The sequence below is a fragment of the Synechococcus sp. H55.8 genome (assembly GCF_047462375.1).
Classification (GTDB): Bacteria; Cyanobacteriota; Cyanobacteriia; order Thermostichales; family Thermostichaceae; genus Thermostichus.
Genome location: NZ_JANSJC010000002.1, coordinates 15,978 through 37,094, shown reverse-complemented (window position 1 = coordinate 37,094; position 21,117 = coordinate 15,978). Strand labels below are relative to the sequence as shown.

At 62.0% G+C, this 21,117-nt stretch carries 19 protein-coding genes and 1 tRNA gene; 6 read left to right on the top strand and 14 right to left on the bottom strand.

Going from position 1 to position 21,117, the window contains the following annotated elements; translation table 11 throughout:
• Position 1: 1 nt before the first annotated feature.
• Positions 2-1,729, bottom strand: a complete 1,728-nt coding sequence (recN, locus tag NW862_RS01240; RefSeq protein ID WP_414335653.1) for a DNA repair protein RecN — start codon at positions 1,727-1,729, stop codon at positions 2-4.
• 164 nt (positions 1,730-1,893) lie between these two features.
• Here recN and NW862_RS01235 point away from each other — a divergent pair, with 164 nt between their 5' ends.
• Positions 1,894-1,989 (top strand): DUF924 family protein, encoded by a 96-nt coding sequence (locus NW862_RS01235; RefSeq protein WP_414335655.1) that lies wholly within the window; start codon positions 1,894-1,896, stop codon positions 1,987-1,989.
• On the opposite strand, the gene NW862_RS01230 is transcribed toward NW862_RS01235, so the two are convergent.
• The 6 genes from NW862_RS01230 to prmA all read right to left on the bottom strand — a co-directional run bounded on the left by NW862_RS01230 (position 1,963) and on the right by prmA (position 9,430).
• A complete protein-coding gene (locus tag NW862_RS01230; protein ID WP_414335657.1) occupies positions 1,963-3,000 on the bottom strand; it encodes a M14 family metallopeptidase in 1,038 nt (345 codons plus the stop codon). The genes NW862_RS01235 and NW862_RS01230 overlap by 27 nt on opposite strands.
• Before the next feature lie 281 nt (positions 3,001-3,281).
• Positions 3,282-4,751 carry a glutamate-cysteine ligase family protein gene (locus NW862_RS01225; RefSeq protein WP_414426846.1) on the bottom strand — a complete coding sequence of 490 codons (1,470 nt, stop codon included), beginning with the start codon at positions 4,749-4,751 and terminating at the stop codon, positions 3,282-3,284.
• 115 nt (positions 4,752-4,866) lie between these two features.
• Positions 4,867-6,360, bottom strand: coding sequence for a hypothetical protein (locus tag NW862_RS01220; protein ID WP_414333603.1), 1,494 nt, complete (start codon positions 6,358-6,360; stop codon positions 4,867-4,869).
• A 6-nt stretch (positions 6,361-6,366) separates the two neighbouring features.
• Entirely contained in the window at positions 6,367-7,626 is a 1,260-nt protein-coding gene (hisS, locus tag NW862_RS01215; RefSeq protein WP_414333605.1) for a histidine--tRNA ligase, read from the bottom strand.
• A 95-nt stretch (positions 7,627-7,721) separates the two neighbouring features.
• A complete protein-coding gene (locus NW862_RS01210; protein ID WP_414333607.1) occupies positions 7,722-8,522 on the bottom strand; it encodes a 16S rRNA (uracil(1498)-N(3))-methyltransferase in 801 nt (266 codons plus the stop codon).
• Positions 8,495-9,430, bottom strand: coding sequence for a 50S ribosomal protein L11 methyltransferase (gene prmA / locus NW862_RS01205; protein ID WP_414337713.1), 936 nt, complete (start codon positions 9,428-9,430; stop codon positions 8,495-8,497). The genes NW862_RS01210 and prmA overlap by 28 nt, the downstream gene beginning before the upstream one ends.
• Positions 9,431-9,855: 425 nt before the next feature.
• Between prmA and NW862_RS01200 the strand changes: the two genes are divergently transcribed.
• A complete protein-coding gene (locus NW862_RS01200; protein WP_414426845.1) occupies positions 9,856-10,683 on the top strand; it encodes a hypothetical protein in 828 nt (275 codons plus the stop codon).
• A gap of 31 nt (positions 10,684-10,714) precedes the next feature.
• On the opposite strand, the gene NW862_RS01195 is transcribed toward NW862_RS01200, so the two are convergent.
• Both NW862_RS01195 and NW862_RS01190 read right to left on the bottom strand, forming a co-directional pair.
• Entirely contained in the window at positions 10,715-11,464 is a 750-nt protein-coding gene (locus NW862_RS01195) for a phycocyanobilin:ferredoxin oxidoreductase (protein WP_414333613.1), read from the bottom strand.
• Between the two features lie 227 nt (positions 11,465-11,691).
• Positions 11,692-11,778: transfer RNA gene (locus NW862_RS01190), tRNA-Ser, on the bottom strand.
• A 120-nt stretch (positions 11,779-11,898) separates the two neighbouring features.
• On the opposite strand from NW862_RS01190, the gene panB reads away from it, so the two are divergent.
• Positions 11,899-12,684, top strand: a complete 786-nt coding sequence (gene panB, locus NW862_RS01185) for a 3-methyl-2-oxobutanoate hydroxymethyltransferase (protein ID WP_414333614.1) — start codon at positions 11,899-11,901, stop codon at positions 12,682-12,684.
• Between the two features lie 42 nt (positions 12,685-12,726).
• Here the strand turns inward: panB and NW862_RS01180 are convergent, their stop codons facing one another.
• Positions 12,727-13,143 (bottom strand): hypothetical protein, encoded by a 417-nt coding sequence (locus NW862_RS01180; protein WP_414333616.1) that lies wholly within the window; start codon positions 13,141-13,143, stop codon positions 12,727-12,729.
• A 166-nt stretch (positions 13,144-13,309) separates the two neighbouring features.
• Here NW862_RS01180 and NW862_RS01175 point away from each other — a divergent pair, with 166 nt between their 5' ends.
• The gene (locus NW862_RS01175; RefSeq protein WP_414337705.1) at positions 13,310-14,905 is read left to right on the top strand and encodes a hypothetical protein; all 1,596 of its coding nucleotides are present in this window, start codon (positions 13,310-13,312) and stop codon (positions 14,903-14,905) included.
• Here the strand turns inward: NW862_RS01175 and NW862_RS01170 are convergent.
• From NW862_RS01170 to NW862_RS01160, 3 genes are all read right to left on the bottom strand, one after another.
• Positions 14,902-16,110 carry a glycosyltransferase gene (locus tag NW862_RS01170; protein ID WP_414333620.1) on the bottom strand — a complete coding sequence of 403 codons (1,209 nt, stop codon included), beginning with the start codon at positions 16,108-16,110 and terminating at the stop codon, positions 14,902-14,904. The genes NW862_RS01175 and NW862_RS01170 overlap by 4 nt on opposite strands.
• Positions 16,111-16,128: 18 nt before the next feature.
• Positions 16,129-16,542: a PH domain-containing protein gene (locus tag NW862_RS01165; RefSeq protein ID WP_414333622.1), complete on the bottom strand. Its 414-nt coding sequence runs from the start codon at positions 16,540-16,542 to the stop codon at positions 16,129-16,131.
• Between the two features lie 569 nt (positions 16,543-17,111).
• The gene (locus NW862_RS01160) at positions 17,112-18,071 is read right to left on the bottom strand and encodes a YgfZ/GcvT domain-containing protein (RefSeq protein WP_414333624.1); all 960 of its coding nucleotides are present in this window, start codon (positions 18,069-18,071) and stop codon (positions 17,112-17,114) included.
• A 93-nt stretch (positions 18,072-18,164) separates the two neighbouring features.
• On the opposite strand from NW862_RS01160, the gene NW862_RS01155 reads away from it, so the two are divergent.
• Both NW862_RS01155 and NW862_RS01150 read left to right on the top strand, forming a co-directional pair.
• Positions 18,165-19,691 carry a hypothetical protein gene (locus NW862_RS01155; RefSeq protein ID WP_414333626.1) on the top strand — a complete coding sequence of 509 codons (1,527 nt, stop codon included), beginning with the start codon at positions 18,165-18,167 and terminating at the stop codon, positions 19,689-19,691.
• Positions 19,692-19,932: 241 nt separating this feature from the next.
• Positions 19,933-20,127: a hypothetical protein gene (locus NW862_RS01150; RefSeq protein WP_414333628.1), complete on the top strand. Its 195-nt coding sequence runs from the start codon at positions 19,933-19,935 to the stop codon at positions 20,125-20,127.
• On the opposite strand, the gene NW862_RS01145 is transcribed toward NW862_RS01150, so the two are convergent.
• Complete coding sequence (locus NW862_RS01145; protein ID WP_414333630.1) at positions 20,124-21,086, bottom strand: AEC family transporter; 963 nt, start codon at positions 21,084-21,086, stop codon at positions 20,124-20,126. The genes NW862_RS01150 and NW862_RS01145 overlap by 4 nt on opposite strands.
• Between the last annotated feature and the right edge of the window lie 31 nt (positions 21,087-21,117).

The following is a 21,117-nucleotide window of genomic DNA, read 5'->3' as shown; positions in this document are numbered from 1 at the left end:
CTCACCCCCAGCCCCTCTCCCCGAGGGAGAGGGGAGCTAGGCGGGGCTGGCGCAGTTGAGCCGCTTGCTTGAGGAGAGCCTCTACAAAGGTCATCGCTTCTTGGGCGGAGTGGCCGGCGGCCAGTTGGGCCAATTCTTCGCGGCGTTCCCGTTCTCCTAGCAGTTCCACCCGCACAGAAGTTCGTTTTTGCTGCACCACCTTGTAAACCCGCAGGTGGTGATCTGCCAAGGCAGCGATCAGGGGCTGGTGGGTGACGCAGAGGATCTGGTGATCTTGGGCGATGCTGTGCAACTGGGTGGCGATGGCTTGGGCCACTTTGCCGGACACACCGGCATCGATCTCGTCAAAAACCATGGTGGTCACCGGATCGATGCGGCTGAATACGGCTTTCAGGGCCAGCAAAAAACGGCTCATCTCGCCGCCGGAGGCGATGCTGGCCAGAGGCTGTAGGGGCTCACCCGGGTTGGGGCTGAACCAGAAGCTCACCTGATCCACCCCTTCTGCCGTCGGGGGGCCGGGTTGGATCCGCACCTGGAATTGCACTGCGCCCATCCCCAGCAGCTTGAGCTCCTCAAGAAGGGCCTCTTCCAGTTGGCGGGCCGCCTGGTGGCGCAGTTGGGAGAGCACTCGGCAATGGCACTCCAAGTCTTGGGCAGCTTTGTCCAGCCGTGCCTGCCATTCCTCCAGGTCGGTGTTGTCGCCTCGCAGTTGGGCCAACTCGGCCTGCACCCGCTCCGCATGGGCCATCACCTCGGCCAAGGTGGGGCCGTATTTGCGGCAGGCTTGTCGGAGTTGGGCAAGGCGCCGTTCAATTTTATTCAACCGACCGGGATCCGCCTCCAGCGTCTCGCCGTAGCGCAGCAGCTCTCGCCCCACCTCCTCTACCTGAATGAGGGCGCTGCTGAGCATTTCGGCCAGAGGGGCCAGGTCGGGATCCCGCTGGGTCATAGCTTGCAGTAACCGTTCGGCCTGGCCCAACAGGTCGGCGATGGCCGGTGAGCCGCTGTCATTTTGGTAGAGCAGTTGGTGGGCTGCGTAACTTTGCTGCTGCAGCTCCACCCGGTGGGCCAGGCGATCCCGCTCCCGCTCCAGTTTGGCCAGCTCGTCGGGATCCTCCAGCCGCAGGGCGAGCAGTTCTTGCGCTTGCAACTGCAGCAGGTCTAGCCGTTGCAGGCGCAGTTGCTGGTTTTGCCGGCGGGATTCTGTCTCTGTTTTCAGATAGTTCCAAGTTTGGTAGAGGGCGGCCACTTCTGCGCGTGTTCGCAGCAGCTTTTCGCCGCCAAAATCGTCCAGCCAACGGCGCTGGGTTTGCGGAGATTGGATTTGAACCGTTTGCCCCTGGGCGGTGATCTCCACCAATTGGGAGCGCAGGCTGAGCATCTGGGCTTTGTTCACCAGCACCCCATTCACCCGCGAACGACTGGTGAGTTTGCCGTTGCGCAACAGCAGTTCGCGGCTACAGACCAAGCCCTCCTCTAGGGGGTCGATTTGTTCTTGTTCTAGCCAGGCTGCCAGCTCGGGATTGAGATGGAAAACCGCTTCCACCAGACCTCGCTCGCTGCCGCTGCGCAGGGCTCGCGCCGGCCCGCCTAGGGCGGCATCCAGGGCGTCGAGAATGATGGACTTGCCCGCGCCCGTTTCTCCGGTCAGCACGTTCAGCCCCGCCCGAAAGGGAATCTCCAAGTGCTCGATCAGGGCAAAGTTCTCGATCCGCAGCAGGCGCAACATAGGGATCCCGTGTGCTCAGTTGGCAGTTTTGAGGATTCTGTCTCACGTTAGCGTACCTGCCATCCCTCGCAGCGAGACGGAGTTCTCTGGTTTCCCCGCAATGGGTTTCGCGGCACTCCCCCTGCCGTTGCAACGGATCCCTTGGCTTTGGGTGGCCCAGGGGTTTGATCAACAACTTCCCCCATCGCAATGCCGTTCTCGGTCGCCCCTCTACAGCCGCAGAGCTGGATTTTCTACAACAGCCGGGGTCTTTTGTCTGAGGGGGGGGCGATAGCGGCCAGAGGGTAGCGCTCCATCAAGTAGCAGAGGCAGTCTTGGCGGATGATGCGGCTGTTGAGGGTGAGCATGCTCGGCATAATGGGCACGCGGGTGCGAATTTCGCCATCTTGGGCGTAGAAGAAGCGATCGGCCACATTTTGGCCCTGCTCGTCTTGCACGTCGAGGTGAAAGCCGTTGCTCGTCCAGCCGATGCGGGTGTGGGGAGGGAGCTCCCGGAAATTGAAGAGATCCAAATCGGGGGGAAAGCGCAGGTGTGGGTCGTCCGCCTCTTCCCCAAAGCTGAAGCTCACCTCGTCTGGGATCTTGACGATGGCAACGCTGTGGAACAGGTCGATATCCTGGCTAAGGACGGGGCGCTGAGGGATTGCTGACAGGTGCAGGCAGGCTTCCAGAAATTCGCGGGCATGTTGGGTGCCGTGGGGCTGATCCGGCTTGCCACATTCCAGGGTTACCGCCGGCCAGAAGCGACCAAAGGCCATGCTCTGTACCCCTTCCGGTTTGGTGAAGTAGAGGACGGTGCGCCCAAACAGGGTGGCCAGGTGCAGGGTAGAAGCATCTAAGTAGTTGACACAGGCGTAGTGGGGGTTGGTGCCGGTGTTGTTGTGAATATCGACGCTGGCAAACACGCCCCGCTGCTGCATCTGCTGCAGGACGGCCTGGGCCATGGCGTGTTCGGGGGTGGAGCCGGGGCCCCAGATGCGGTTGTAGTCCGGTTGGCCGTCTAGCCGCCGTTGTCCTTGGCGAGCAGCCCACACATTGCCGATGAAAAGGGACAGGGAACGGGGCAGTTCCCGCTGGACGTAGCGGCGCAGAAGCTGTCGCACCGCCTGCCAGCCGGTGACCTCGTTGCCGTGCAGCAGGACGGACACAAACAAGGGGGGATCCCGTCGTCCCGCCAGATGGATGAGGGTTGGCCCGCCCAATCGGTCGTAGAGTTGATGGGCTTCTAAATCTAGGAGTTGCTCCGGCAGGTGATCGAGAACAGTGAGCATACGGTTTTTTGGGCAAGCACCTCAACGCAAACCTTTTGGCTGCTTAAGGACAAAGGGGATCCGGGAAATAGGCCCTCACCCCCAGCCCCTCTCCCAATGGGAGAGGGGAGATGGAGATTGGGGTAGCGAACTGTCTCATCCTTAGCTGGAGGTAAACAACTGGCTGTCGTGCTTGTGGCTTAGGTCGCCGCCCTGACCTTTGAGAAGGCATCCCTTCCGATGCAGGCATGCCCAAGCGGTGACCTATCCCCCCCGCCGGCAACTATGGGGAGACGGCTTCCCTAGCCGAGATCCCAGGTGTGTACCGGCTGACCTTGCCGCTGCCGTTCCCAGTAGGCACAGGTCAATTGTTGCATATCTTTACCATGCCGAGCCACGTAGCGGCGCTGCCAGGTGGCCCCATTCTGCCCCGACTCGACACGGCCGCGGAGAATGCCCAGGTACTCCTGGATGTCCTGGGGCGCCAAGTCCAGTTGCGCCAAGCCCGCCTCTGCTTGCGGGAGCAGCTCTTGCAGCAACAATTGGCGCAGGGATCCCTGCCAACCGTTGAGCCAGGTGATGGGGGCCTCGAGGCCGAAGCGGGCGGCCGTATAAAAATTGGCGCGGCACTGGGCAAAGCTCAGCTCCTGCTCCGGGGGAAGAGGTCGGGATCCCAGAGCTTGCACCAGGCCAAAGTAAAAGGCCGCATTGGCGATCATGTCCGGCAGGGTGGGGCCTGCTGCAGCCACCCGCTGTTCGATGCGCAGGTGGGGAACGGGATCCAAGCCGATGAGGGGGCGGTTCCAGCGCCAGATGGTGCCGTTGTGCAGACGCAGGTGGGCCAGCTCCGAGGGGGCAGCGGCTAACCTTTGCGGCAACACCACCGGGTAGCGGTGCAGATTTTCCCAGAACAGCTCCATTAGGGATCCCTGGACATAGCCTTGCCCGAAGGTAACGCGAGCTTGGTGGGTGGGGGCGAGGGGGGGTGGGCCATCCAAGGCTTGCTCAAACACCGGGATGCGGGTTTCCGCCCACAGGTCGTGCCCAAACAGATAGGGAGAATTGGCTGCCAGGGCTACCAAGGGGGCCGATACGAGCAGGGAAGCGTTGAAGTAGCGGGCTGCCTGGTGGGGCGACACCTGCAGATGGATTTGAAAAGAGGTGGTGGCTGCCTCCAGCATGACGTTTGGGTGGGTGACGCGTAGCCGGGCGGCAGGCCCTGCGATCGCCAGCCCCAGGGGCGGGATCCCCGAGGGTTGCTCGCGCCGGTGCAGGTTTAGGATCTGCTCGTTGAGGGCCAGGTAGCGCTTGCGGGGGGAGATCATCTCCAAAGTGAGCTGCTGCTGCTGCAGCGTGGGCAAAATGCCGATCATCATCAGCCCCGCCTGCAGTTGCTCGGCCACTCGGCAGCAGCGATCCCAGGTCTGTTCCAGCTCTTGGCGGAGCTGCTGCAGAGCGGATGCAGCCAAAACCTGGGGCCGGCTGTTGAGCTCGATGTTGAAGCGGGCCAGTTCCGGCACCACCAGCGGGTCGTTGACAGCCTCCAGGTAGGCTGAGTTGATCGGGGCCGGATCCCCCTGAGGAGTCACCAGCCAAGCCTCCAGCTCGAACCCTCCCACCGGGGATCCCTGGGCAAAAGGCTGACAGGCGGGATCCAGCCCCGGCGCGGCGGCCAGCCAGCGGTCCAGCAGATCTGTCTCCTGCTGCAGCCGAGCTTTGAACTCGGCAAAGTCCTCTGCGCCAAAGCTGAAGGAGGCAATCTCCTGGCCCATCGAGACAACTCCGCGGCTCCCCTGGATGAGAACATCGTAACTACTCTTGTCAGCCCCGACTTGAGCACGAGAAGGAAAGAACTTCGTGATAGTTAAGCCACAAGATCACCCCGACCTAGGGCAAGATGGAGCGGCGCTCCGTCACGCGGTCGCTCTGCTGCTGGCGATCCGGGCTGACGGCCCAAGCCTCGAAGATCAGCTCGGGGACGCCAGGAGGGATCGTCAGGCGGGTGAGGGCTTGCCACTGCCCTTGGTCGTCGCGGGAGAAGTCCAGCAACCAACGGGGCCCATCCACCAAAGAGCGGGTGCGGCCATGCTTCACCCAAAACTTGATCCAAAAAGGAGCTTGATGGGGCGATCCGGCAGGGTCGGCCATGGGGGGCAAGCGCAACACCACATCGAAGTTGTCTCCGGCTCGGAGTTGCTCCGGCACCACCAGTTGAGGAGTGGGACAAAGCGAGTTTGAGGACTCCGTTCCGCTTACGCGACCAGAGCCCTCCGGGATCCCAGCCCGTGCCTGCGTTGGCAGGACGGACTCTAGGCAGGGTGGCTCAGCTTGGGCAGGTGAGGGAGGCAACTCTGCCGTCTCCGCTGGGGACTCCGTCCAAGGGTCGCGAACAGACAGAGGTTGAGCAGATTGCAGGGGATCGTCCTCGGGAGAGGGGGTCTCGCGCTCCCGTCGCAGGGTGGAGTCTTCTTCTGGGGCGCTGTGCTGCCAGATGCGCAACAACTTTTGCAGGGTGCGTTCCGGAGACAGCAAGGTTGGCGTCGGGGCGGGACTGCTGCTTGCAGCTTGGGGGGAGGCTTCCCGCAACTGTGGGATCCCCGAAGAGGAGGCAGGCAGCTCTCCACCTTGGCTTCGGCAGCGGATGGAAAAAGGAATGGTCAAGGGTTGCCGGTTGGGATCCCCCCACGAGGAAGGGGTGAGGCGCAGTTCTCCCTGCAAAGGCTGGAGCCAAGCGTGGCTCGGCAGAGTGATGGGGATGCTGAACACCGCCGTCCGAGCTTCTGCCGGAAATTGGATCAGCCGTTGCCCTTGGAAAATTGGGTTCTCTCCCCCTTCTTGCCAAACCCGTACCCGTAGCTCGCCGCTGCAGCCGATCCGCCCCGTCAACACCAGCACCTCATCGGGGGATCCCTCCAATTCGCTGTGCATCAGGGAAAACAGCTCTGGTGGGACGGCAGCCGCTTTGGTCTGGGCAGAGGGTTCGGGCCCCGTTGGCTGGGCCGCCAAAGGTGCTGCGGGTTCCGGCTGAGCCGAGACGGGCACAACCTGGAAACGCAGGCAGTTGTTCAGCTCTGTCTCACCGAACAGCTCGGCGATCAAATCGGCATCGCGACAGTGCAATTCCCAAAAGCCAGGGGTGAGGTGGGTGGCCGGCAAAATGATGCCGATCCCTTCCTCGTTGGTGCGCACTGAACGGGTTTGGATTTGCGCAGGAGTGGCAGCAGTGGATCCTGGATTCTGTCGGACTTCCACCGTAATGGTGAAGTGGGGCTGGGGGGAACGGGCAACGATGGTGTAGGTGTCCTCTTCTAGAACGGCCCCCTCGGCTGGTACCGGCTGCCACTCTTCTTGGCCGTTGCGCCGCACCCAAAAACTCAACATCGCTCATCACCTCTGGGACGCCAAATACTTCACCAGGTCAGCTTGCAAGAGGGTTTGCTGCTGCCCCGTGGGCAAGTGCTTGAGCTGCACTTCTCCGGCCCCAGCTTCTGCATCTCCCAGCACAACAGCCCAAGTGGCGCCGCCGCGGCTGGCCCGTTTGAACTGCTTGCTGAAGGCGCTGCCGCTGAGATCCAGCTCGGTGCAAAAACCGGCCTGGCGCAGGGCTTGGGCAATTTGAAGGGATTGAGCCTCGGCTTTGGCTCCGCGGGAGATCACGTAGATGTCCAGCGGCCTTACCACCCCCTCTGGCTGCTTCTTTTGCAACAGCAACACCAGCCGCTCCAGGCCAATGGCCCAGCCCACTGCCGGGGTGGGAGGGCCGCCCAGCTCTTCCACCAGGCCGTCGTAGCGACCGCCCCCGCAGACGGTGCTCTGGGATCCCAGCTCCGGCGAGATGATCTCAAAGGCGGTGTGGGTGTAGTAGTCCAAGCCGCGCACCAGGTAGGGATCCAGCTCAAAGGGGATGTCTAGGGCTTGGAGATGGGCCTGCACTTGCTCAAAGAAGGCCCGCGAGTCGGCGCTGAGGTAATCCGGCAGCTTGGGGGCCCTCTCGGCAATGGCACGGGTGCGGGGATCCTTGCTATCCAGGATGCGCAGCGGGTTGCGGCCAAGGCGCTCCTGCGAGTCGGGATCCAGCTCCTCCTTCAGGGGGGTGAGGTAGTCCACCAAGGCTTGGCGGTAGGCCCGCCGATCCTGCAGATCCCCAAGGGAGTTGAGCTGCAAGGTGAGGTTCTCCGCCCCCACCGCCCGCAGCAGATCCCAGGCCAAGGCGATGACCTCAGCATCGGCGCGGGGATCGCGGCTGCCCAGCAGCTCCACCCCCAACTGGTGGAACTGACGCTGCCGCCCTGCCTGGGGACGCTCGTAGCGAAACATGGGCCCACAGTACCAGAGGCGCTGCACATCGCCCGCCACCTGCAACCCGTGTTGGATGTAGGCCCGCACCACGCCGGCGGTGTTTTCGGGGCGCAGGCTCACCTCCTGCTCGCCGCGGGTGCTAAAGGAAAACATCTCCTTGCCCACCACGTCGGTGGCGCTGCCAATGCTACGGGCAAAGAGTTCCGTCAGCTCCAGAATCGGGGTGCGGATCTCCTGGTAGTTGGCCCGCCCCAAGATCTCGCGGGCGCTGGCCTCCACGCGCTGCCACAGCCTCACCTCCGGCGGCAGGATATCGCGGGTGCCCCGCACCGCCTGGATCATCTCCATGCCTGCTCTCCCTTTTTGGAGCCGCGCCAATGGCGATTGTTGTTATCCATCCATCAATTATCGACGACAGCGCTCCGCACTGCTAACAAGACAGGCTAAGCTCGCCCAGAGCGAGGATGCCGTTCGAGGAGCGGAAGCAGATCCCAGCCCAGGTAGGGGGTAGCAATTTGGCTGGCGGCAACAACAGCGGCGGTGGTGGCCCGCAAAATGGTGGGGCCGAGAGAGACCGGTACTCCCCCATGTTCCTCGGCCTGCCGACGTTCGGCAACTGTCCAGCCCCCCTCTGGGCCGATGGCCATAGCCAGGACGAGCTCCTTCTGCGGCATCCCCAGCTTCGGCAGGGCTTGCACCAGCAGGGGGACGTTCTCTCGAGCGACGGCTATACCCCACCAGTCGGCCCTGAGCTCGGCCAGCCAACTTGTCCAAGGGGTCGGGGGATCAACCTGGGGCCAGCGCAGCCGCTCACATTGTTCGGCGGCCTCCTGCACAATTTTCTGCCAGCGTTCCCGCCGGCCAGATCCCGGCTCCACCACGGTGCGCTCCGTCAGCAGAGGAGTAATGCGTGCTGCCCCCAGCTCGGTGACCTGGCGAAACACCTCATCAAACCCCGGCCCCTTGACCACCGCCAAGCCCAGATGCAGGTAAACGGGCAACTCCCGCGGCAGCGTCTCCACCTCGCCCGCAATTTGGGATCCCTGCGGCTGCCAATGGGCCAGCCACAGCTTGCCGGAGCCATCCAACACCAAGAACGGATCCCCCGGCTTGAGGCGGCGCACCCGCTGTAGGTAGTGCCGCTGCGGGCCGGTCAAATGCAGCCCACCAGCGGGATCCCGCTGCGCCGGGTCGATGGCCAGGCGGGGCAGGGAACTCAGGTCGTGCGTGCGTTCAGACAGCACCACTCCCCCCGTCGCCAGAGGGCTGCCACCACCCATTCATTGGCCTCCAACATCTCCGCCACCAACTTGGCCTGCTCGATGAGGATACCGCTGAGGATCAGCCATCCCCCCTTTTTCACCACCAGGCCAAACTCCGGGATCATATCCAAGATCACGTCCGTCAAGATGTTGCACACCAGCCCGTCCACCACCTCGGGAATATGCTCCAGGCTGCCTTGAGCCACCACAATGCGATCCGTCAGGCCGTTGAGATCCCGGTTCTGGAGCGTGGCCTGCACCGCCAGCGGGTCGATGTCCACCGCAAACACCCGCTTTGCCCCCAAAAGAGCCGCCGCCACCGACAAAATGCCCGAGCCACAGCCTACATCGGCCACCGTCACCGCCAGGGGATCCCCGCTCTCCAGGCGCATCTCCAAAGACTCCAGACAGAGCTGGGTGGTGGGGTGCGTGCCCGTGCCAAAGGCCATGCCCGGATCCAGCCGCAGCAAGAGACGACCGGGGTGGGGGGGTGGATCCAGCCAGGCCGGACAGATGAGCAGCTTGTCCCCGACCGGTTCGGGCTGCCAGTGCTGCTTCCAACTGTTGCTCCAATCCTCTGCCTCTATGCGTTCCCAGCGCAGTTTGGGAAGGGGCTGGCCGGCAACAAGGGCGTCTTGCCGCAGGCGCAGCGCCAGAGCCGCCAAATCCAGAAGCGTGGCGCGGAACCAGGGCAAATAGGCGTGAATGCTGATTCGATCTTCGCCGTAGGCCTGGCTGGCCATGCCCTGACAGCCAAAGCTCTCCAGCCGCCAAAAGATCTGATCCTCCTGGGCAGGGGCAGCAATGATGTTGAGATCCCACCAGGCCCCAGCCGGATCCGGCCCTTGGGCAGGCGAGAGCGGGCTGAGGTTGGCAACGGTCGTGCTCACTAGGGATCCCTTCAACAAACCTAAGGAAAACCGAAATGTTGGCTAACAGAATAGTGATCCAAGTCGCCAGCAGGCTAGCACTTAATACAGCACTCTACATCAGAAATTGGAGCCCTCCCCTCAATTCATCGTTTAGGCTTTAAGAGCCTGCCCCATTGTTCCTGGTTAATCTGGGATTTGAAGGCGCACGCTGTTGGCTCAGCAGCGACGCAGGGATCAACTCCCCCCAATTGGGGGATGGCCCTCAGCGGTTCCTTGGATGTCCAGCTCAGCCTTATGAGATAGATTAAATCCAAAAGTATTGAACAAGAATTGGGTACAGCGTTGACGTTCACTTCGAGCCCCAGTGATTTTACGGATAGATGGGGTTGGGTTAGGGCGTGTTGAGGAACGATGGAGAAGGAGCAATGCAGGTGGCAAGGCCGATGTCAACCGAGCAGTCAGCGCAGCAGCCGAAGGTGGCTCCTCTTGCCAGAGGGGAAAGGGCTGCCCATGAGGATCCCCAGCCGCTCAAAGTCAGCACTCACAAGGACTCCGTCCCGCTGACGCGAACGGCTCTCATGCAGCGCTTCAACCAGAGCTTTCCGCCTTTTTATAGCCAGTTTGTCAGCAGCGAGGTGCAGGCCCAAAATCTGCGCTTGGCCTATGCCCTCTACCAAACCCGCAAGGCCGTGGTACAGATGCAGGACGAGCGCGGCAAGACGGTGGTTTGTCTGGCCTATCGCAACCGACCTTCTCTGCTCAGCGACCTGTTTGGGGTGCTCACCGCTTTCAATCTTGCGGTGCATGGCATTCACCTTTACGGGCAGATCTACGCACCGCACTTGGTGTTTATCCGCGTCACCGTCTCCCGCGATGGCCACAGCCTTTCTGCCCAAACCAAGCTCAACCTAGAACGGGCTATTCACGAGTGCTTGGCAGGGGTGTTTCCCGTTCATGAAACCTTGGCGCTGGAGTTTGATCTCAAGGCCAGCTTGAAAGACACCCAGGTTTCTTTTTATTTTGACCCGGTGTTTCATCTGCCCACGCTGTTGGTGGATGTGGACAACCAGCCGGGCGTGTTTTACCGGGTGATGACCGCTCTAGCGCAGGAGGACTTGACTGTGGTTAACCTCAATCTGATGCTCCGCCGCAAACGGGCGCGCTTCATTTTCTACTTGCTGGGGCCGGATGCAACTCCAACCATGCCAGAGTTCCTAGGGCAAAAATTGGCGTTGAGCATCCGGCAGCGGCTGCAAGGGGATCCCGTCTAGAAAGGACTCCGTTCGAGTAGCGCGAACGGCACTAGATGGGCATAGGACTGGGGGGCAAGTCAAAAAGGACGGTGCTCATGTAGCGCTCGGCCCAGGCGGGGCCAAAAGCTTTTTCTAGAACGCGGCGGGTGCGGTCGTTTTGCTGTTGCTGGCTGCAGTAGCGCTGCTGCCCTTGGTAGTGGGCCAGGATCTGTGCGGGATCCGTCTGCGGGGGGAGCTGTTGCGCCAGCCGGCAGTGGATTTCCAGATAACGGCAGGCGAAATCCAAAAAGCGGTCGGCTTCCGCCTCATCGCCGGGCCGGATAAACAGACAGTAAGGGGAAAAAATCGTCCCCCACGGCGGCAACTGGCGCCGGTTTTGGAAAGGGGCGAGATGAGCTCCCAAAGCTTCCAGCTCTTGGACATAGGGATCCGGCAAAGTGGGGGTGACCGGCGAGAGATCGACGATGGCGGCGCTCACCTGGCCGCGGCCGGCCACAATATCACAGCCAAACAGCGGCAGCGGGTACTGCGGCTGCGGAAACATGACGCAGTGGAGAATATCCAGGCTTTGCCCGGCCTGGGCCAGCTCCAGGTGCAGCTTGCGAAAGGGATCCCCTTGGTAGCAGCGGTTTTCGATCTGCAATTTCTCCCCCTCTAGGCGGCCCTCCACATAGCCCAGATCCTCCGGCAGGGCATAGGGAGCCAAGGTGAGGTGGGATCCCCAGATCTCTAGGATCGCCTCGCAGAGACGCCGGATAAGGGGGTGCAGTTGGGTTTGCAGAGCAGGGGCGGTGAACATGGGAGCCAAGAAGACCGGTTAAGCGACAAGTCCTCGGAAGCCCCGCCGGGCCAATCCCCAAAGGTGCCTTCCTGAAACCCAGGTTTCAGTAAGCTGAGGTGGGACTTAACAAAGCAAGGGATCCCAGCCAGTCCAGGGCTGCCGGGGGCTTTGGCGGAGGTTGAGAGGGCCGGGTGCTGACCCTACCAGGCGTTGGCAGCGTTGAGCGCCATTGGATTGCTCGAAGACGGAAGGGGTGGGATTCGAACCCACGGTGACCTTGCAGTCACAACGCTTTTCGAGAGCGTCACAATCAACCACTCTGTCACCCTTCCAGTCTGCATAGGGCTTTACCATCTTAGCGGCAAACCGGATATCCTGCTCAAATCCCCCGCAGGATGCAGTTGATGGGAAAGTGCTCCGCACCGGCGGAGCCCAGATGAGATCATGAGGATATGGTTGCTCTATCCATTCACCACTTTCGCCAGGCCAAACAGGCGGGCCAACCCTTGGTGGCCCTTACGGCTGCCGACTACGCCACGGCGCGGATTTTGGATCAGGCCGGCATCGACTTGATCTTGGTGGGCGACAGCCTGGCCATGACCAACTTGGGGTATACCAGCACTCTGCCCCTGACCCTGGAACAGATGATCCACCACGCCCAGGCGGTGCGTCGCGGGGTGGAACGGGCCTTTTTGGTGGCCGACTTGCCCTTTTTGACCTATCAAGTCCACAAAGAACAAGCTCTCCTCTCGGCAGGGCGGCTGATGAAGGAGGCAGGGGTAAACGGGGTCAAGCTGGAGGGGGGCTACCCCGACATGGTGGAAACGGTGGCCTTTCTCGTACAGCGAGGGATCCCAGTTTTGGGCCATATCGGCCTCACCCCGCAGGCCAAACATCAACTGGGGGGCTATCGCCAGCAGGGCAAAACCACTCCAGAGGCCGAGCGCCTGCGGCAGGAAGCCCTCAGCCTGGAGCAAGCCGGAGCCTTTGCCCTGGTTCTGGAACACATGCCGGCGGAATTGGCTGCCCAAATCTCGGCCCAGGTGGGGATCCCGACCCTGGGTATTGGGGCCGGGCCAGCCTGCGACGGCCAGATTCTGGTCACCCACGACCTGCTGGGGCTGAGCGAGCGGATCCCACCTTTTGCCAAGGCTTATGCCAACTTGAGGCAGGCGATCCAAGAAGCAGTGGAAGCGTTCGCCGAGGATGTCCACAACAAAGCGTTTCCCCCCCCCTGAAGAGATCCCCTGCAAACTTGGGGCGGCCGCTGGCAGCCTCTGTCAGGGATCCCTCACCAGCACCGTCCCGCTCACCACAGCACTTTGCCCCAACCGGTCGAAGACCCGCAAACTGAGCAGGTAGGAGCCGGGCGTCAAGCTCAGGGGGGGGCGAATGCGGAAGCGGGTTGTACAGGACACCTCTCCAGACACACAATTGACTTGGGCTGCCGATAGCGTCTGAACCTCGATCCCCGACCAGGACACCTGAAACGCCAGCTCCGCCGGGATCCGACCCGGCACCGACACGGAAACCCCCAGCTCCAAAAAACCGCCCCGGCTGACTACAGACGGAATGTCGCTGCTGGTAATTAGAGGTGGCAGAGGAGTGTTGGCGGTGATCGCGTCGGCACCGCAACTAGCCAGGGTTGTCCCCAGCAAACCCAGCAGCAGTAGCCAAGGTTTGGATCCCAGCTTCATCACAAGGTTCAGCCCGAAAACTCATCTCCCCAGTATAGAAGCGGCGGCAACAGGCTTAGCGTCAGTTTTGGAAAAAGCTAAAAATTTACGCCACATATAGTGCCAAGCTGGATTTTCGCCCAGGCCATCTGCTACAGTAAGGCCCATAACCTGTCGAGCAGTGGTCATGGAAGGGGAAGAGGAGCTAAAGGCTTTGCGGGCGCGGGTGCGCAGCCTGGAGCGATCCCTGGCAGAATCGGAGGCGCTGTCGTTGCAGCAGATTGAGTGTACCCATCGCTTGGAACGTCAACTGCTGGAAGCGCAGGCCCAGATTCAAGAGCGGGATCAAGCTTTGCAGGCGTGTCAAGAAGAGCGAGAGCGGCTGGCACAACGTCCTACCCTAGAGGCTTTTCAACTGCAGCAACAGCACATCGAAGAACTGCAGAATCTCCTGTGGGAAATGGAGCGCCGTCCAACGCTGGAGCACTACCACATTCTGCAGCAGCAGTTGCAAACCAGCCAGACGGAAATCGAAACCCTCAAGACAGAATTGCAGCGGCGCGTCGATCCGGCCCGCTTTTACCAACTGCAGCAGGAGCTCCTGGAGCTGAAACAGCAGGCCGGCCAATTGGCGGAATACGCCGTCAAGTTGCCGCAGGTGCAGCTTTTACAAGCCCAATTGCAGCTCCGTGTACAAGAGCTGGAAGAGGAAAAGGCGCAGTTGCAGGCGCAAATCCAGGAGCTGGCCGGTCGGCCTTCTGCCCAGGAATTGGAAACCCTGCGGACGGAGCTGGAAGCTGCCCACCGCCAGGCCGAAGCGGAGTGGCAACGTCTGCAAACCCATCTGGAGGGCGAAAAAGCCCACCTCGAGGCCGAGCTGGCCACGGCCCGGCAGCAGATTTGCCAGTTGGAGGAACGCCCTACCCCGGAGCAGTGGGCGCGCCTGCAAGCGGAGCTGGAGCACCTGCGCCAACAAGCCTCTTTTGCCAAAGCGGAGCGGGCCACTCTCCTGGAAGAGTTACAGCAGAGCCAGCAGCGGCAGGCGGAGCAGGCCCAGCAAATTGCCAGGCTGGAAGCAGAACTCCAGGCCTTGCGCCAAGAGCCACCCTCGGCAGCAGCCCCGGTGGATCCCAGCGGCGAGGTAGAGCCTCTGCAGGCCCAGCGGATCCTAACCCTAGAAGAGCAGGTGCGGGCTCTCACCCGTGAGCTCGACGCCCTGCGGGCCGAGCGGGATCAGCTTATGCAAGAGCTGGACCAGCGACCCACCCGAGAAACCCTGGAGGAACTCCGGCGAGGGCGGGAACTGGCCGAGGCCCACCATCTGGTCAGCCAAAAACAGATCGAGAAGTTGCAGCAGCAGGTGATGGCTTTGAAAACCGAGTGTGTGCAGGCCCACGCCTACGCGCAAACTCAGGAAAAAGAGGTGGCCCTATTGCTGCAGCGTAACCAGGAGCTGGAGGAGCAACTGGCCGCCCTGCGGCAGTCGGCTCCCTCTCAACCTGCGGCTGTCGAGGCCAGGTCTGGCCGTCCGGTTGGTGCTGCGCACCGCTGGCCCGACCAGGAACGGGCGCCTGAGCAGCCTGCTCCCTCCCCAACCACCGTCCGCCCCACAACTGGGAGAACGCCCGCCGGCGGGATCCCGACTCTGACCCTCGAGGAACGGCAGGATCGGGCGGAAAAGCTCCTAAGACGCTCCGCCTTGGCCTCTGCACGGGCCGGGGGAGAAGGGGGTAGTCGCAGCCGCATCGAGTTGCCGGCTTTTGTGCAGCGGCGGCTCTACTAAGCGCTCCATTCTCGGGGATGCAGCGGCTCTCCCGCCTGAAAACGGGGCCAGGCCCAGCGCAGCAGGGATCCCAGTTGGGCATGGAATCGCTGCGGGGCAAATTGCAGGGCGTGGGCGCGAATCTGTTGCGGATCCCATTCCCGACGATCTGCCTGGCGCAGCCCTTCCACCAACGCTTCCACGCTAGCCTCGGGAACGAGGATCCCAGTTTGGCCGTGGACGACGGTCTCGCGGGTGCCGCCTCGGTCGAGAGCGACCACGGGGCGGCCACAGGCTTGTGCCTCCACCGGCACCAGGCCAAAATCTTCCTCCCACGGGAACAGCAGCACCCGGCAGTGGGCCAGCAGCTCCTGCAGACGGTCTTGGGGCTGGTGGGGTAAAAACTCGACTCGTGGCCCTGCCAGTTGCTGAAGTCGCGGCAGCTCCGGCCCTTCCCCCACGATCAGCAGGCGGCGGCCCAGCCGTTCACAGGCCGCAATGGCCAGATCCACCCGTTTGTAGGGCACCAACCGCCCCGCCACCAGGTCGTAGTCGGCTCTGGGATCCGCCACCGGCTCGAACCCCTGCAGCGGCACCGGCGGATAGATAACGACCGCCTCGCGGCGGTAGAGCTTGGCGATGCGGCGGCGGATGTGCTGCGAGTTGGCGATCAACAGATCTGGCCGTTGGGCCGCCACAAAATCCCACTGGCGCAAGCGGTGCAAAAGCCATTGGCTGATCGCATAAGTAGGACGTAGGGCCCGCATCCCCGCCCGTTCCAGGTAGAGTTCCCGGTTTTCCCAGAGATAGCGGGTGGGGCTGTGGATGTAGCTCAGGTGCAGCGTTGAGGCCCCTGTCAGGATCCCTTTGGCAAAGGCATGGCTGCTGGAGATCACACAGTCATAGGCGGAGAAATCGAAGCTCTCGTAGGCCAAGGGCATCCAGGGCAGCAGATACTTGAGGCGACCATGGTAGTTGCGGCGCAGCACCCCCAGCCACCTGGCCCAGCCCTGCAGAAAAGAAGTGTGAATCGACAGCTTCTGCCAAGTCGGCGGCAAAGTGTGAGCCGAAAAAAGGCTGACGTACAGAGGTGCCTGCGGAGCAAAGGTCAGCAGCTCCTGCAAAACCTTTTCCGATCCTCCTGGCCAGATCAGGTACTCGTGCACCAGCGCCAGGCGCTCAGGCCAGGCAGGATCCCGGCTTGGGAGAGTGGGGACGACGGCCACGGGAAGGGATAGGCACGGTCAGGACTTGACAAGACGGCGTTTTTGGCCAATCGGGCCGCTCACCTGCTTGGCTTTTTCGTCGATCCGCTCGTTGATATAGTTGTAAATTTCGCGGAAGCGAGGCAGGGCCCGCATCTCCAAGCGGCTGCCATCCTTGAGGGTGAGCACCATATCTCCCCAGACGCCCAAGCCCCGTGGCACGATGACCACCTTGGCGATCTCGCTGTAGATCACGTCAGAGCGCTCCTTGCCGCCCCAGCCGCCGATCACCGTGATGCGGCGACTGGTAATCCGGTAGTGTACCCAGAGCTTGCGCACCAGTGCTCCCACAAACAAAGGCAGGCCGACCAGCGTGGCCCCGATGAAGGAGTTCAACACCAAATCGCCACTGTGAGGGCCACCCTCAAAAAAAACCTCTTCTTTTATAGCCATGTCCAGCTCACTTGCTGCCCCGCGTCAACCCGAACGATCCTAAAAACAATCGTGACATTCTCCCGTCACCGACTGCAAGCGGTACGGCGCCGGCTTTCCCACATCCCTGTTGGGCTTTTCCGGCCATTGCCAACGATGGAGTTTCCCTTAGCTGTCCCGGGGCACTTCCCAACCCGCCCAATCCCACCATTCGAGCCGCCGCCCGCCGGGTTGGCGAGCAGGGGAAGCAAGTAAACTACCCGCACTCTAGGCGTCAGCATGAGTGCGGGCTTTGGGTAGCCCCGCAGTTGGTAAACCAACGGCCCCTCACCCCTAGCCCCTCTCCCAGAGGGACACCCTCACCCCCAGCCTCTCTCCCAGAGGGAGAGGGGAGCTGCGCGTTCGCGACAGCGTTGCGCGGCAGTAACGACGTAGAGAAAGGTTTCATTGCTATTTGAATGACTATGTAGTCTGGCTCAACCCCTTTGTTGGCCTAGCGTGCCAGGGGGAATGCCAGAGTCCAGGTATCTCGACGTTCACTGTTTGGGCAGAGCGCGGGACTTGGAGCTCCCCGCTGAACTCCTCGAAGGTTAAACAACAGGCGGAAAGCTCAGAAAGGGCAGGCGGGTGAGGATCCCTGGCACAGGGCCTACTTCCACTGGCAAGCCTTCGGCAGGCTCGAACTTGGTGCGCACATATCCCAATCCCAGGGATCCCGCTGCAGCGGGGCCGGCACTGGTCAGCAGCCCAATCTTTTCCCCCTGCCGCAAAATCGCTGTGCCGGGCAGGACTTCTCCTTGGACGCGGATCCCCCACAGAGTTTGGCGGATGCGTTTGTAGGTCACTTGCTTGGCCAAGACTTCCTGGCCGATGTAGCACCCTTTGGAGAGGGAAATGGCGTGCCACAGACCAGCTTCCAAGGGGTTGTAGTCGGGGGTGAGTTCTCGGTCGGCGGCGGGGCGACCGGCCTCCAGGCGCAGGACTTCCCAAAGTTCAGGTGGGGCCAGCTCCGCTCCGGCTTGGAGCAGGCGCTCGGCAAGGGCAGCTTTGTGTTCGCTAGCCCCCCAGAGGGTAAATCCCGGCTGGGCAAGGCCCGTGCCACAAGCCAGATGGACAGGGATCCCTTGGATCTCCACGCGGCGGTGCTCATAAGGTCTGGTTGGGATCCCTTCTGGGCCCACCACCTGCTCCAAGAGGGCCTGGCTCTGCGGGCCGATTAACCCAAAGCCAAAGGTCTGGTCGGTCTCATCTTCCAACTTTGCCCCCCGCACAAAGGGCAACAGACGCCCCAAATTCTGCATCAGCAGGCTGCGCCGCTGGGGTGAAGTCCAGATCCAGCAGTCTGCTTCTTCCACGTACACCGTTGCCAAATCCAGAATGCCGGCGGTGGAGGTCACGAAAACCGTATCCGCCCCTTGGCCGGGCTTAAGGGCTTTCAGATCTTGCGTGCTCTGGCTGTGCAAATAATCCAAGCCCGGGGATCCTTGCAGGCGCAGGCGGCCCCAGTCAGAGCGATCCAACAGCAGGGATCCCGTCCGTGTGACAGACATCGCTCACCCCAAAGATAGGATTTGGCTTTCTTTCCTACCCTAGAATAGGCTAGTTCACCCTATCGTCTGTGGCAGACCCCCGGTGTACTGATTGTGATCGAAGTTGAGGTTCACCAACAGTTGCGGCAGCTTTTGCGGCAGTCTCCCGAAGCTGTGTGGCCCCATCAGTTGACGATGGCCCGCATGGTGGCGCGGGGGCTGCGGTTGGGTCGCAGCACCTTGATTCAGGTGCCTGCTGGGGGCCAGCACCGCCTCAGTTATCTGCTGCCGGCTCTGATGTGGCCGGATGCCACGTTGCTCTGCGCTCCGGCGCCCGTGCAGGCGCAAATCTTGGGGGAAGAGATCCCCTGGCTACAACAGACCCTGCAGTTGCACAAGCCCGTCCTGCAAAAAGACCGCTGGCCGGAGCCCGATTTTCGGGGGCTGCTGTTGGTGGATCCCCTGGATTGGCTGCAGGCTCGCCTGAGAAAAGATACCTCGGAAGTGCCAACGGGGATCCCTCTGATCCTCGATGGAGCCGAAGACTTGGAAGATTGGGCCTACCAAGCGCTGACGGTGACCCTGGAAGCCAGCCACTGGCAGCAGCTCCGGCAGATCTTCCCCGCCGAAGCTGAGCAGCTTTCTCAGGCGCAGGTCAATTTGGCTCTGCGGCTTTTGCGGCGACCGCTTTGCCGCTGCCTGCTGCATGCGGATGAACAGGTTCACCTGGATGCTGCGCTGTCTTTGCTGGTGGGCTACCCCGGCTGGTTGCCGGATCCTTGGGATCAGATCCGCCGGCGGCTCAGGGATCCTGTTTCCAGTTGGATCTGGTGGGCGGAAACCGACCGAGAAACCGGTCGCCTCACCCTTCACCACAGCCCGACAGCTCTGCACGATCGGCTGGCACCCATTTGGGCCACACAGCCGGTGGTCATTATTGGGGAAGCGCTGGATCTGGATCGTCAGGCAGCAACCTATCGGCAACGGTTGGGCTTGCCGGATCTGACGCCGTTGCGATTTGCCTCAGGCGAAAGTTGGTCACGTTCCGGCGAGGCGGAGCTTTGCCTCTACTTGCCGCGCCTGCCTTTGCCCAACAACCCTCTATTTCGAGATCACCTGCTGCAAGAGCTGAAAAAGCTGATCCCTCAGACGCAAGGCTTTGTGGCGGTGTTGGTATCGGATCGGCCCCTGCAGGCACAGGTGGGTGCGGCTTTGGCCGCCGAATTCGGCTCGCGGGTGCGGGTGAACAGCCTATCTCCGGGAGAAAGAGGGATCTTGGTCTGCGACTGGCTCCACTGGCTGCACCACAAGGCCAGCCTGCCCTGCCCGGAGCTGCTGGCCATCGTCACCTTGCCTTTTCCCTCTGTGGAAGATCCCAGGGTGGCCGGACGGGTGCACCATCTGCAACGCACTCAGCAGGACTGGTTCCGTCAGTACCTTTTGCCGGTGGCCGCTGCCCAGTTGCAACGGGCCGTCGCGCCCCTGCGGCAAAACCTGCATGCGGGCCAAGACTCCAGCTCGCCGACCCGATGGGTGGCCATTTTGGATAGCCGCATCATTACCCGTAGCTACGGCGTCTCGCTGCTCAATGCCTTGGGGCCAACTTTGCGGGTCGAACAGCGCAGCCAATTGTTTGTTTAGGGATCCCTGGGCTTGTGGGCTCTTTGCCCTCACCCCCAGCCCCTCTCCCAGAGGGATGACCCAAGCGCTCCGCGCCGCTAGCGCGAACACCCCCGGCCCCTCTCCCAGAGGGATGACCCTCACCCCCGGCCCCTCTCCCAGAGGGAGAGGGGAGATTTGTATCCTAGGTAGCCAAAGCCAACCGGGATCCAAGCTATTCTGAAGGTGAATCACTCCTGTTCACCCTCTTCTCTTTCCTCTCATGACCAGTTCTACTCTCAGACCCGATGCAGCCCTGCGCGAGCAAGCCGTCTGGAAGCCGTTGCGGCAGGCCATTGTGGAAAGCTCAGGGTTTCGAGGATGGCTGCAGGGGCGGGAGCTGCCCAGCCAGGAGGCGGAGCTGGATCGTCTGGTGCATCGCTACCTGGAGCAGACCCTCTCTCACTTGGCCTACTAGAATCCCCATAACCACAGCCAAAGGGGCAAGGTGAACAGAGCCGCCAAGTAGCCCACGGCCAAGGCGGCTACGGTGAGCTCCCGATCCAGATTGTATTCTTCCGTAAGCACCAGGGTGGCGATAGCGGGGGGCATGCCCGCCTGCAGGGTCAGCACCAGCTTGGCCAAGGATGGATAAGGGGTAAAGGCGAGGCCGATCCCTACCAAAAGAGGCACGAGCAGGATTTTGATCGAGAGGGCCACTGCGGCAGGGAAAAAGGATCCCCAGCGCTTCACTTGAGCCAGCCGCATTCCCAAGATGATCAGACTCAGGGGAATCGTGCTCCAGGCAAAGGCAACCAAGCCTTGAGAGAGCCACCCCGGCAGGGGTTGGCGAGCCAGGGCCAAGCCGACAAAGAAGGCCCAAAGGGTGGGGCTGCTCAGCAGTCGGATCGCTGTTTGCCGGGGACGAGGGCGAGAGGGACTGTGGCGGCTGGCCACCCACACCCCCAGCCCATAGGCCGTAAAGAGCGTACCCAACAAATCGTAGAACAAAGCCCAGCCGAAGTAGGCGCTCCCGGCCACCGCCAGACAGATGGGGTAACCCAAATAGCCGCTATTCCCCAAGGTGGCCGCCAGATAAAAACTTCCTCGCCGTGCTCTGCTCCAAAGCCAGGGATCCCGCTCGTTCTTTCCCTGCCAGGCATGGTGTTGCCATCTTAGCCAGGCGTTGGCCAGGGCAAACCCCAGCCCGGTTGCCAGCCAGCAGACCAAAGGGGCCACCCAGATCTGGCCGGAGAGATCCGCCTTCTGGATAAATCCAATTGTGCCCAGGGGCACCCCCACCCAGAACATGAACCGGCCCAGAACGTGGGGATCCAGCCAACGCTTCCAGCCGGTGGGCAGCCTTTTCTGGAGGACAAACCCCAGCAGCGTCCAGCCCAGCAGGGGGAGATAAACCTGAAAAAGGGTGGTGAGCACGCCAAAGTGGCTCTAGGGGGAAGAGGAAAGG

Excerpts from the sequence above, each read along its gene's own strand:
- NW862_RS01150 (WP_414333628.1), top strand. The coding sequence starts at position 19,933 with ATGACCAGTTCTACTCTCAGACCCGATGCAGCCCTGCGCGAGCAAGCC.
- NW862_RS01225 (WP_414426846.1), bottom strand. The coding sequence starts at position 4,751 with ATGGGCCAGGAGATTGCCTCCTTCAGCTTTGGCGCAGAGGACTTTGCC.
- NW862_RS01220 (WP_414333603.1), bottom strand. The coding sequence starts at position 6,360 with ATGTTGAGTTTTTGGGTGCGGCGCAACGGCCAAGAAGAGTGGCAGCCG.
- hisS (WP_414333605.1), bottom strand. The coding sequence starts at position 7,626 with ATGGAGATGATCCAGGCGGTGCGGGGCACCCGCGATATCCTGCCGCCG.
- NW862_RS01230 (WP_414335657.1), bottom strand. The coding sequence starts at position 3,000 with ATGCTCACTGTTCTCGATCACCTGCCGGAGCAACTCCTAGATTTAGAA.
- NW862_RS01175 (WP_414337705.1), top strand. The coding sequence starts at position 13,310 with ATGGAAGGGGAAGAGGAGCTAAAGGCTTTGCGGGCGCGGGTGCGCAGC.
- NW862_RS01195 (WP_414333613.1), bottom strand. The coding sequence starts at position 11,464 with ATGTTCACCGCCCCTGCTCTGCAAACCCAACTGCACCCCCTTATCCGG.
- recN (WP_414335653.1), bottom strand. The coding sequence starts at position 1,729 with ATGTTGCGCCTGCTGCGGATCGAGAACTTTGCCCTGATCGAGCACTTG.
- NW862_RS01165 (WP_414333622.1), bottom strand. The coding sequence starts at position 16,542 with ATGGCTATAAAAGAAGAGGTTTTTTTTGAGGGTGGCCCTCACAGTGGC.
- NW862_RS01200 (WP_414426845.1), top strand. The coding sequence starts at position 9,856 with ATGTCAACCGAGCAGTCAGCGCAGCAGCCGAAGGTGGCTCCTCTTGCC.
- NW862_RS01180 (WP_414333616.1), bottom strand. The coding sequence starts at position 13,143 with ATGAAGCTGGGATCCAAACCTTGGCTACTGCTGCTGGGTTTGCTGGGG.
- panB (WP_414333614.1), top strand. The coding sequence starts at position 11,899 with ATGGTTGCTCTATCCATTCACCACTTTCGCCAGGCCAAACAGGCGGGC.
- NW862_RS01160 (WP_414333624.1), bottom strand. The coding sequence starts at position 18,071 with ATGTCTGTCACACGGACGGGATCCCTGCTGTTGGATCGCTCTGACTGG.